Origin of the sequence: Phaeobacter sp. HF9A, assembly GCF_011806385.1 — a bacterium.
Classification (GTDB): Bacteria; Pseudomonadota; Alphaproteobacteria; order Rhodobacterales; family Rhodobacteraceae; genus Epibacterium.
Window position 1 is genome coordinate 1 of the sequence record NZ_JAATOX010000139.1, and the last position, 9,580, is coordinate 9,580.

General features: G+C 67.6%; 8 protein-coding genes. 1 reads left to right on the top strand and 7 read right to left on the bottom strand.

What is annotated here, in order from left to right; translation table 11 throughout:
- Window positions 1-212: 212 nt before the first annotated feature.
- Genes HCZ87_RS17905 through HCZ87_RS17935 form a run of 7 tightly spaced genes read right to left on the bottom strand, consistent with a single transcriptional unit; the run spans window position 213 to window position 6,740 of the window.
- Complete coding sequence (locus HCZ87_RS17905; RefSeq protein ID WP_167645991.1) at window positions 213-692, bottom strand: class I SAM-dependent methyltransferase; 480 nt, start codon at window positions 690-692, stop codon at window positions 213-215.
- Window positions 689-1,453 (bottom strand): polysaccharide deacetylase family protein, encoded by a 765-nt coding sequence (locus HCZ87_RS17910; protein WP_167645993.1) that lies wholly within the window; start codon window positions 1,451-1,453, stop codon window positions 689-691. Before HCZ87_RS17910 ends, HCZ87_RS17905 begins: the two co-directional genes overlap by 4 nt.
- On the bottom strand, window positions 1,450-2,598 hold the full coding sequence (locus tag HCZ87_RS17915) for a glycosyltransferase family protein (RefSeq protein WP_167645995.1): 1,149 nt from the start codon (window positions 2,596-2,598) through the stop codon (window positions 1,450-1,452). The genes HCZ87_RS17910 and HCZ87_RS17915 overlap by 4 nt, the downstream gene beginning before the upstream one ends.
- The gene (locus tag HCZ87_RS17920) at window positions 2,595-3,179 is read right to left on the bottom strand and encodes a histidine phosphatase family protein (RefSeq protein ID WP_167645997.1); all 585 of its coding nucleotides are present in this window, start codon (window positions 3,177-3,179) and stop codon (window positions 2,595-2,597) included. Before HCZ87_RS17920 ends, HCZ87_RS17915 begins: the two co-directional genes overlap by 4 nt.
- Entirely contained in the window at window positions 3,176-4,282 is a 1,107-nt protein-coding gene (locus HCZ87_RS17925; RefSeq protein WP_368484141.1) for a glycosyltransferase family 4 protein, read from the bottom strand. The genes HCZ87_RS17920 and HCZ87_RS17925 overlap by 4 nt, the downstream gene beginning before the upstream one ends.
- On the bottom strand, window positions 4,279-5,523 hold the full coding sequence (locus HCZ87_RS17930) for a glycosyltransferase family 4 protein (protein ID WP_167645999.1): 1,245 nt from the start codon (window positions 5,521-5,523) through the stop codon (window positions 4,279-4,281). The genes HCZ87_RS17925 and HCZ87_RS17930 overlap by 4 nt, the downstream gene beginning before the upstream one ends.
- Entirely contained in the window at window positions 5,520-6,740 is a 1,221-nt protein-coding gene (locus tag HCZ87_RS17935) for a glycosyltransferase family protein (protein ID WP_167646001.1), read from the bottom strand. Before HCZ87_RS17935 ends, HCZ87_RS17930 begins: the two co-directional genes overlap by 4 nt.
- A 447-nt stretch (window positions 6,741-7,187) precedes the next feature.
- Here HCZ87_RS17935 and HCZ87_RS17940 point away from each other — a divergent pair, with 447 nt between their 5' ends.
- Window positions 7,188-9,536, top strand: coding sequence for a mechanosensitive ion channel family protein (locus tag HCZ87_RS17940; RefSeq protein WP_167646003.1), 2,349 nt, complete (start codon window positions 7,188-7,190; stop codon window positions 9,534-9,536).
- Window positions 9,537-9,580 lie beyond the last annotated feature (44 nt).

Here is a 9,580-nt window from a genome sequence, read left to right on the forward strand (position 1 = left end):
AGCGCGCGCCGAGCGGGCAACGCGCAGAAAAAGTATCAACATTGCTGCCCTGTTGTTTCGCGCCCGAAACATTGGGTCAGATTTGCTGACCTATTTTGGGTGTTGCGTGGCCGCCGCGCCGCAGGCGCGGCGGCCACGCCCCGGGCGCTTCGCTCCGCGAAGCGCAATCTCTCAGATCAGACAGAGTACAGACCAGGTAGCCAGTCGCGCGGCTAGCCCGCGCGGTAGAACATATAGCGCCCTTCCGGGATGCCCTCGGGGCCCTGGATCTCTTCAAATCCGACCAGCGGCTGGCCGGAGATGATGATCCCGCTCGGCACCATTACCCGCGCAATGGCGGGGGAGAGCTTGGCGGCTTCTGCCACGTCTTTCTCCTTGATGCCAAAGCCGAAATCGTAATGCGCCAGCGCGATTTTGTGCCCTTCGGATGCCAGACGGTCCAGCATCGGTTCGGCCTCGCCTTGCAGGAAGTTCTCTTCTGGCGGCACGCAGGAGGGGTGGCATTGCAGCACCCGGTCGATGACCCAGATGCGCCGGTCGCTCAGCCCCTCGCGCAGGTGATCATAGGTGCGCCCATTGCCCAGCCCGAGGTCGATCACATCGCCGGGCAGCCCAGAGATCGCCTCCGCCGCCCAGTTGAGCCCGTCGCGTTGGGCGGTGAGGCGGCGCAGCATGCTGTCCAGTCGGCTCATATCCGCATATCCTTGTCGTTGGAGCGCCAGGGCTGTGCAGGGCCTGCCAGCAGCCGGGCGATCAGGGTTTCGCAAAAGCGCCAGATGGCGTCGTCATGCTCCAGGTGATGGGTCAGCAGCCCCAAGGGCTCGTCATTGTCCTGGCTGCCGGTGCGGCGGGCGCGCAGGATTTCGACCAGACCGGCGAGCAGCTCTTCCTCATCGCGCAGGCTGCGGCTGCCGTGCCAGTCGATCGGGTCCAGATGGGTATTGATCTGCGTGAGCCCGGGCGCGATGTGTTCGCGCTTGCGCGGCCCATAGGTGGAGAGCATGGCATAGTCCAGCCCCGCCAGCCAGGGCAGCAGCGCCGAAGAGACCCGGTTCCAGGGCGGCACGAACATCGGGATCAATCGGGGGCCAAACAGCTCTTTCAGCCGGGTCAGGCCGGCTTCGGCCTCTTCCAGCGTCAGATCAATCGGGCGGGTGCTGCCAAATTCGCATTTCTTCTGCGCGGCGGGGGCGTGGTTTTTATGCGCCCAGCCATGCACCACCGGCAGCAGATGCGCGGATTGCGTGACCTTGGCGGCGAGCTCCGGCGTGGCGTCCCGGGGGATGATCGCCAGATGCACTGGCATCTCCATTCGCGCCGCCAGATCCTCCAGCCGGGTCAGCGCGGGGCTTGGGGCCACCGCATCGTCGTCACGCCACCAGAAGGGCAGGTGCAGCCCCTGCTCCGTCCAGAGTGCCAGCTCTGTGTCGAGCGCGTCCCAGCCTTGTGTCATGTCATCCCCCCATGCAACCGCTGATGCAGCGTGGCGGCAATCTCCACGCTTCGGCTGGCACCGTCAAACGCAAAGCCATCAAGGCCGCGTTGCGTATCCTGCATGACCTGCCACAGCGCCGCGCAGAGCCGCTCTGGCGTGAGGCTGGCGGAGGGTTCCAGCGCGATGCCCGGCAGCGGTGCGAGGCTTTGGGCGCGCAGGCTTTGCTCCACCTCCTTGCCCGCGTCAAAGGGCACCAGCACGGCGGGCACGCCGGTTTGCAGCAGATCCAGCGCGGTATTGTAGCCGCACATGCTGACCGAGGCTGCCGCATGGGGCAGCATGGCGCGAAAATCCGGGCGCGCGGGCTCCAGCAGCGCGGGGGAGGCGGGGTCCGTCAGCGCCTTGATCCGCGCAGGCGCATCCGCGCCGCCGACCAGAATGCGCCAGCGGTGCTCCGGCATCTGTTTTGCCGCCGCCACCGCGCAGGCATAGAGCGCATCGCCCACGCCGCCGCCGCCAGCGCTGACCAGGATTTCGCCCTTGCCCAGCCCCTCTGGGTGCGGCACCGGGACGGGGGGCGCGACATAGCCGGTGTAATGGAGCCGCTCGGCCAGTGCCTCCGAGACCGGCCAGCTGGCGTCCAGCCGGGTGGCCTTGGGGTCGGAATGCACCAGCACACCATCGTAAAAGCGGGCGATCATCTCGTCGGCGTCCACGGCCTTTTGCGGCTTGGAGGGCGGGGCGAGGATATCGCGGATCGAGGACAGCACCAGCGGTCGGCGCGGCAGCGCATGGGCGGCTTCCAGGAGGGCGCGGAACTCCCCGCGCAGGGCGCGGCGGCCAAAGGGGTAGAGCTCGGTGATCAGCACATCCGGCATCAGGGAGGTGACGAGCGCCTGAAGCTGCGCGCGCCGCGCCTGGTGATAGGTCTCATCCGCGAGGCTGCCCGCCGCGCCCAGCAGGCGGGAGAATTCCACCCCGTCCGAGCGCAGCGGCGGCAGTTGCACCAGCGCAACCCCGGCGGTGCTGAGCTGCGGCGCGGCAAAACCGCCAGAGACCACGGTGGCCTGATGCCCGGCGGCCGCAAAGGCGCGGCCCAGCGTCAGGGCGCGGGCCAGATGGCCGGTGCCCAGAAGATGCGTGACAGCGATCAGGATCTTCATGCGCGCTCCTTTGTCAGGCGGATCGGGGTGTCCCGGGGGGTGAGGCCGTCTTGGGTGATCTCGACCACGAACAGCCGGTTGCGTTTGATCTGAAACGGCGCGGGGCCGTTGAAATCCCAGCCATGGGCGCGGGCCAGGATCATCCGCATGATGCCGATATGGCAGACCGCAACCGTGTCGCGGGTCAGCGTGGCAATCCAGGGGGCGAGGCGGGCCCAGACCTCTGCCGGGCTCTCGCCGCCGGGGGGGCGGTAGTGCCAGCCCCAGTCCTCGATATCGCGAAAGCCGGAGGCGGGGTCGGCTTTCAGCTCCAGGCCGCGCAGCCCCTCCCAGTCGCCCCAGTTCATCTCGATGAGGGCGGGGTCGGTGCGGGGGCTGTGGCCTGCGACCAGCCGCGCGGTTTCCTCGGCGCGCAGCAGGGGGCTCGACCAGAGCTCGGCGCGATCCCAGGGGGCGGGCAGGGCCTGGGCTGCGAGCTCGGCGCGGGCGGCATCGTCCAGCGCGATATCGCTGCGCCCCTGGATGCGACCCTGTCGGTTCCAGTCGGTGTGGCCATGGCGCAGAAGGGCGAGGCGGATCATCGGGTGTTCTCCAGCAGAGGGGGCAGCGCGGACCAGAGCGTGGCGCAGGCGGCGGGGCGCAGGTGGTGCGCGGCGATATGGTGCCGTGCCCGCGGTCCGAGCCGGGCGCGTTCAGACGCATTGTCGAGCAGCCGTGCCACAGCCTCCGCCAGCGCTTGGGCGCCGACCTGGGGGGAGGGGTAGCGCCCCGGCAGCAGCACATCGCGCAGGCCGGGGCGATCCTGTGCCACCACCGGCAGCCCATGCGCCTGGGCTTCGAGGTAGACCATGCCATAGGCCTCGTTGACGCCGGGCCAGAGGAACAGCGAAGCCGTGCCGTAAGCCCTTGCCATCGCTTCAGTATCGAGCTGGCCGAGCAATTTCACGCGATCGCCAAAGGGCGCCACAAGCGCCTCCACCTCGGCGCGCGCGGGGCCGTCGCCCGCAATCAGGAGCCGCCAGTCGCCCGCGCGCCCTGCCATCTGGTGCAGGGTGTCCAGCTGGTGCAGGGTCTCGGCGATCAGCGCGTAAGAGGCCAGCTTGTCGCCCGGGCGCATCATGCCCGCCGCGAGCATCGGCCCCTGAAGGGCACTGGCCTCGGGCAGGTCTTCCAGCGGCAGGAAGGGGGGCAGATGCACAAGGCGCTGCGCGCCCGCGCGGTCGCGCGCCAGCGTCTCGTAATCCTGCTGGGTCTGGTAAAAGATCACTGCCGCCTGATCCGCCGCGCGATGTGCCGCCTCGGCAAAGCCCGCCCAGGGTCCGGTCAGCCGTTTGCTGGCGCGGGTGCTTTCGATCTGCACATAGGGGATGCCGCGCGCGCGGGCGACGGCGGGGCCGATCAGATCCGGCGCCTTGTAATAGTTGTGATAGCTCACCCAGAGGTCCAGTGGCGGCAGGGTCGCGATCAGCCGCGCGCTTTCCGCCTCGGCCTGTTGGCGCAGCATGGCCTGCGTGGCCGCGTCGCCCTGTTTGTCGTAGATGCGCAGCTCTGACGCCAGGGTGACCTCGGCGCCGCCTTCGGCCAGCAGCGCCATCAGATTGCGGCCCATTGCGCGATCCCCGGAGGGGGTGGGATGGGTCGGCGCTTTCATCGGCGCGTAAAAGGCCACGCGGGGCTGACTCACGCGGCGGGCTCCAGCATCTCGGTCAGGCGCCGGTTCAGCCGGGCGATGCCGGGGCTCATGCCGAACTCGGCGCGCAGGCGCGCGCGCGCTGCCTGCGCCATCTGGGCGGCTTCCTCGGGGGCGCGGGCCAGGCGCAGCATCGCGGCCGCCAGCGCCTCGGGCGCGTCATCGGACAGAAGCCCATGGGTGCCGCTGTCAATGAACTCCGGGATCGCCGAGACCGGCGTGGAGAGGATCGGCAGAGCCTGCGAGGCGGCTTCCATCAACACATTGGGTAGCCCGTCACGATCGCCGTCCGCCGCCACCCGCGAGGGCAGCACAAAGAGATCCGCGGCGCGCATGGCGGCGATCACCTCGGGCTGGTCGCAAGCACCGCGCCAGGTGATGCGCCCGGAAATCCCGGCCTCCTCGGCCATGCCTTGCAACAGATCGCCAAGGCCACCGCCGCCGATATGGGTCCAGTGCCAGTCCAGCGCCTGCGGCAGCAGCGCCAGCGCCGCGATCAGCCGGTCAAAGCCTTTCTTCTCGACCAGTCGGCCCACCGACATCATGTGAAACGGCGCGTCGGGCGCGCGCAGCGGGCGCTCGGGCGGCGGCGGGAAGCGCCCAAGATCCAGCCCGTGATAGATCAGATCCACCGGGGTGCCCTCGGCGAGGTCTTGCAGGTGGCGGGCGCCAAAGCCGGTGCAGGTGGCCCCGAAGGCGGCGCCAAAGCTGTGCGACGACAGTTTTTCGCGCAGCTCCCACTCGGGCGAGGTCCAGATGTCCTTGGCATGGGCCGAGAAGCTCCAGGGCAGGCCGCGCATGATGGCGGCGTAGCGCGCCACCGAGGACGGCGTGTGCAAAAAATGCGCATAAAGCCCGCGCACCTCGGGGGGCAGCTCGGTGGCCAGCACGCAGGCCTGACCAAAGCGGCGGATGCGGTTGTGGCTGGGGTCGCGCCGGAGATCAGCGCGCCAGACCTGATAGGCGGCGCCATAGCCGGGCAGGGCGCGGGCGCGCTCGCGGGCATGGGTGACGCGGGCCGGGTCATCATGCAGATATTCCGGCAGGTAATGCACCGGCGCCTGCAAACGGTCATGCAGCGGATGGGTCTTCTTGTCGGTGGGATGACGCAGCGACCAGATCTCAAACGGCTGGCCGGCCTCTTCCAGTGCGACCAGCTCCTGCGCGATGAAGGTCTCCGAAAGGCGCGGCCAGCCCTTGACCAGAACCGCCAGCGCCGGGGTCTGCGTTCTCATTCCGCCGCCTCGCGCGGCAGTTGGCGCAGCAGCGCATTGACCCGGTTGGTGACAAAATCCAGCCCGTCAAGCAGCCCGTCCGAGATCGCCTGAGAGGGGCGCGGCTGGCGGTCCAGCGCGCGGATGGCGCCGATCATCGCCTCCGGGGTCCAGCCGTCGCGGGTTTCGTCCAGCATGGTGACAAGGCCCAGTTGCTCGGCACGGCTGGCGCGGATCCATTGTTCCAGACGCGGGGTGGTGCGGGGCACGATGACCGCCGGTTTGTCAAAGGAGAGCACCTCGCAGAACGTATTGTAGCCGCCCATGCAGATCACGCCCTGCGCCCCGGCAAACAGCGTTTCGATCTGGCTCTCGAACCCCATCGCCGTGACCCGGCCTCCCAGCGCGGCAACGCGGTCCTCGAAGGCGGCGCGGGTGTCGCCCGACAGGAACGGGCCGTAGACCAGCACCGCGCGCGGCGCCAGATCCGGGTCGCGCTCATAGGCGGAGATCGCCAGATCCACCATCATCGCGCCATCGCCGCCGCCGCCGGGGGTGATCAGCACATAGGGCTGCTCTGGCGGCGTGCCGACCACGCCCAGATCGCGGCGCAGATAGCCGGTCCAATACATCCGCGTCTGGGCGGCGGGGCTGAGGTCCAGCCCGGCGGTGGGGTCGTGGATTTCGCGCAGCCCATAGACCCAGATCTCGTGATAGTATTTTTCAGCCGCGTCCCGCGCGCCCTTGCGCTCCCATTCGGCGCGCAGCAGTTCGGGTTCGTCCAGCACATCGCGCAGCCCCAGAACCAGCCGCGCCTTGCCCCGCTCTTGCAGCATGTCCAGCGTCGGCAGCAGCTCGCCGCGAAAGCCGGTGGGCTCCTTGTCGACCACCAGAATGTCGGGGTCGAATTGTTCGGCGGTGGAGCGGATCAGCGCGGCGCGCATCTCGGTGGTTTCCTCGATGCTCATGCCCATGGTGCGGCTGGCGTAGGAGCCATCGGCGCGTTTGATGACGCCGGGCAGGCGCATGTGATCGACCCGGTTGGGAAAGGCGAAACGCCCCGCCACCGGCGAGCCGGTCAGGATCATCGCCGAGGCACGCGGATCGGCTGCGGTCAGCGCCGCCGCCAGCGCCCGCGAACGGCGCAGGTGGCCAAGGCCAAAGGTGTCATGGCTGTAAAACAGGATGCGCGGCCCGCGCTCATCCGGGCACGAACCGGTGGAGGTGTTGGGGCTCATGACGGGGCTCGCTTGCAGGGGAAGGGCAGGGACAGGGGCATGGGGCGGCGGGCGATCTGGCGTGGCTGGTGGCACAGCCGGGGCGCGGGATCCGGCCCGCAGCGCCCGGACCACGACGGGGGGGATGTGCGGCGCCCGGCTGGTCGGGTGACGCCCTGCATCTTGGCCATATTCCGCCCCAATCGTCCATCGGAGGCGCCTGTGACAGCGGCAAGGCGCAACCGGTATTGCATTTCTTATGCCTGCTTTCTGTTATGGCCCGGCGACAACGCACGGACAAAAACGCAGACTGTTAAACATCCGTGATATAGCCTGCGCGCGGCTGGCATGCAATCAAACCAACGGGCTGGGGCTGCAATCAGCGGCGCAAAATCGACAATTGTGCCGGATTTTCGTGGCAAGCGATCGCAAAGCCCCCAACCGAAGCAAGGTGAAGGGATCACAGACATGCGGCATCTGAGGATGATACTCCGGCTTTGGGGCGCTGTTCTTGCGCTGAGTCTTTGCCTGTTTGGCGGTCCTGCCGCGATGGCGCAGGAGGCGGAGAGCGCAGATGCCACCGCCCTGGCCGAGGCGATCCGACAGGCCAGCGAGGCGGGCATCGGCGTGGTGATCCTGGACGCGCGCGGCCAGCCCATTGGCATGGCGCCCGCAGCCAGCGAGGACGCGCGCCGCGAGGCCGCCGCCGGGCAGGAGGCCAGGCAGGAAGCGGCGATGATGGGCGGCTCCTCGACGCTGATGAAGGCGCAATCCGAGCTGCACAATTTTGGCGCCAAGCTGGACGAGCGTTTGCAGGCGCTGCCCAACTCGATGATCGAGATGACCTATATCCTGCGCGCCACCAGCCCGGATGGCCGTATCGTGACCTATGTCTGGGTGGTGGGGATCACCACCTTGCTGCTGCTTGTCGGACGCTGGCTGTCGATCGAGATCTACGGCAAGCGGTTGATCCGCCGTTTCGTGGCCCGCCGGATCGAGGAGGCGCCAGAGGGCTATGCCGGCAAGATGCCGTTCCTGCTGATCCGGTTTTTTGCCGGGCTGGGGGCGACGATCTTTGCCATGCTGTTTGCGATGGCGATCACCTTGCTGGTCTTTGGCCCGTCAAATGATGTCTCGGTGCAGTTTACCTCCTTTGCGGTGTATCTGACCTTCTTTGCGGCGCGCACCGCGTCCGATCTGTGGCGGATGGTGCTGTCGCCCTACCTGAGCCAATACCGGATCCCGGCGCTGGAGGACCGCGAGGCGCGGCGGCTCTATCTCTGGCTCTCGGTGCTGGCGACCTTTGACATCGCGGCGGTCATGGTCTCGACCTGGGTGCAGGACTTCGGGCTCAACTACAATATCTATGCGCTGACCTATGCGATCCTGATGCTGGTCTCCTCGGCGCTGGCCATCCTGCTGGTGCTGGTGAACGCGCCGGCGGTGTCGCGCGCCATCCGCCGCGCCGGGGCCAGCGGGCGGACAAGCTGGCTGAACCGGCTGTTGTCCTGGATCTGGGTGCCGCTGGTGATCTGCTACATCGCGGTGGGCTGGCTGGCGCTGGCCTTTGACATGGTGCTGGCACGCCCCGGCAGCGTGCCGCCGATCATGGGGCTGTTTGCGGTGTTGAGCGCGATCCTCGTGGTCTACGGGCTGATCAACTACGCCATCGAGCAATTCGCTGGCCGTCGGGCGCGGATCGTGACGGTGCCGCGCGATGTGGACGACACCGCAGCCGAAGACGTCCGCCCCGCGCGCCCGCCGCATCCCCTCGCCACCTACAAGGATCTGGCCCGCCGGGCGGCGGGGATCCTGGCCTTTGCCGGTGGTGCGGTGGCGCTGGTGCATGTCTGGGATCCGGGGTTTCGGATGCGACCGGACTCGGTGACGGATCGCGGCGTCGATGTGCTGGTGATCCTCTTCATCGGCTATCTGGTCTATCACCTCGCCCGCATCTGGATCGACAGCAAGATCGAAGAGGAAAGCGAGGATCTTGAAGAGGGCGAGCTGGGCGACGAGGGCGGCGGCAACAGCGCCAGCCGCCTGGCGACGCTCTTGCCGCTGTTTAGGGGCGCCATTCTGGCGGTGGTGGTGGTGAGCATCGCGCTGATCATCCTGCTGGAGATGGGCATCAACGTCAGCCCGCTGTTTGCCGGGGCCGGTGTGGTGGGTCTCGCGGTGGGCTTTGGCTCGCAGACGCTGGTGCGGGATATCTTCTCGGGGGCGTTTTTCCTGCTCGATGACGCGTTCCGGCGCGGCGAGTATATCGACATCGGCAGCGTCAAGGGCCCGGTTGAGAAGATCTCGGGCCGCTCCTTCCAGCTGCGCCACCATCTGGGCGCGCTGCACACGATTCCCTTTGGCGAAATCCAGGTGCTGACCAATTACTCGCGCGATTGGGTGATCATGAAGCTGCCCCTGCGGGTGACCTATGACACCGATGTGGAGAAGGTGCGCAAGCTGATCAAGAAACTCGGTCAGGACCTCTTGGAGGATGAGGTGATCGGCCATGACTTCATCCAGCCGCTGAAGTCGCAGGGGGTGATCGAGATGCAGGATTCGGCGATGATCATCCGGGTGAAATTCATGACCAAACCGGGCGATCAATGGCTGATCCGCAAGCGGGTGTTCCAGGAGATCCGCGATTTGTTCCTGCGCGAGGGGATCAAGTTCGCCCACCGCGAGGTCACCGTGCGGGTGGTGGACGAACAGGGCGCGCCGGTCTCGGGCAATGCGCAACAGGCGGCCCTGGGAGCGGCGCAGGCGGTGATCGAGGACGAAGAAGCAGATGCCAACGAGGGCGGCGACGACCGTTGATCCTGTTGCAGTTGCGTGCTGCGACATATGGAGCGGTGGCGCTC

Bases quoted from the DNA above. Each gene is read 5' to 3' on its own strand.
- HCZ87_RS17905 (WP_167645991.1), bottom strand. From the start codon at position 692: ATGAGCCGACTGGACAGCATGCTGCGCCGCCTCACCGCCCAACGCGAC.
- HCZ87_RS17940 (WP_167646003.1), top strand. From the start codon at position 7,188: ATGCGGCATCTGAGGATGATACTCCGGCTTTGGGGCGCTGTTCTTGCG.
- HCZ87_RS17935 (WP_167646001.1), bottom strand. From the start codon at position 6,740: ATGAGCCCCAACACCTCCACCGGTTCGTGCCCGGATGAGCGCGGGCCG.
- HCZ87_RS17915 (WP_167645995.1), bottom strand. From the start codon at position 2,598: ATGAAGATCCTGATCGCTGTCACGCATCTTCTGGGCACCGGCCATCTG.
- HCZ87_RS17930 (WP_167645999.1), bottom strand. From the start codon at position 5,523: ATGAGAACGCAGACCCCGGCGCTGGCGGTTCTGGTCAAGGGCTGGCCG.
- HCZ87_RS17920 (WP_167645997.1), bottom strand. From the start codon at position 3,179: ATGATCCGCCTCGCCCTTCTGCGCCATGGCCACACCGACTGGAACCGA.
- HCZ87_RS17910 (WP_167645993.1), bottom strand. From the start codon at position 1,453: ATGACACAAGGCTGGGACGCGCTCGACACAGAGCTGGCACTCTGGACG.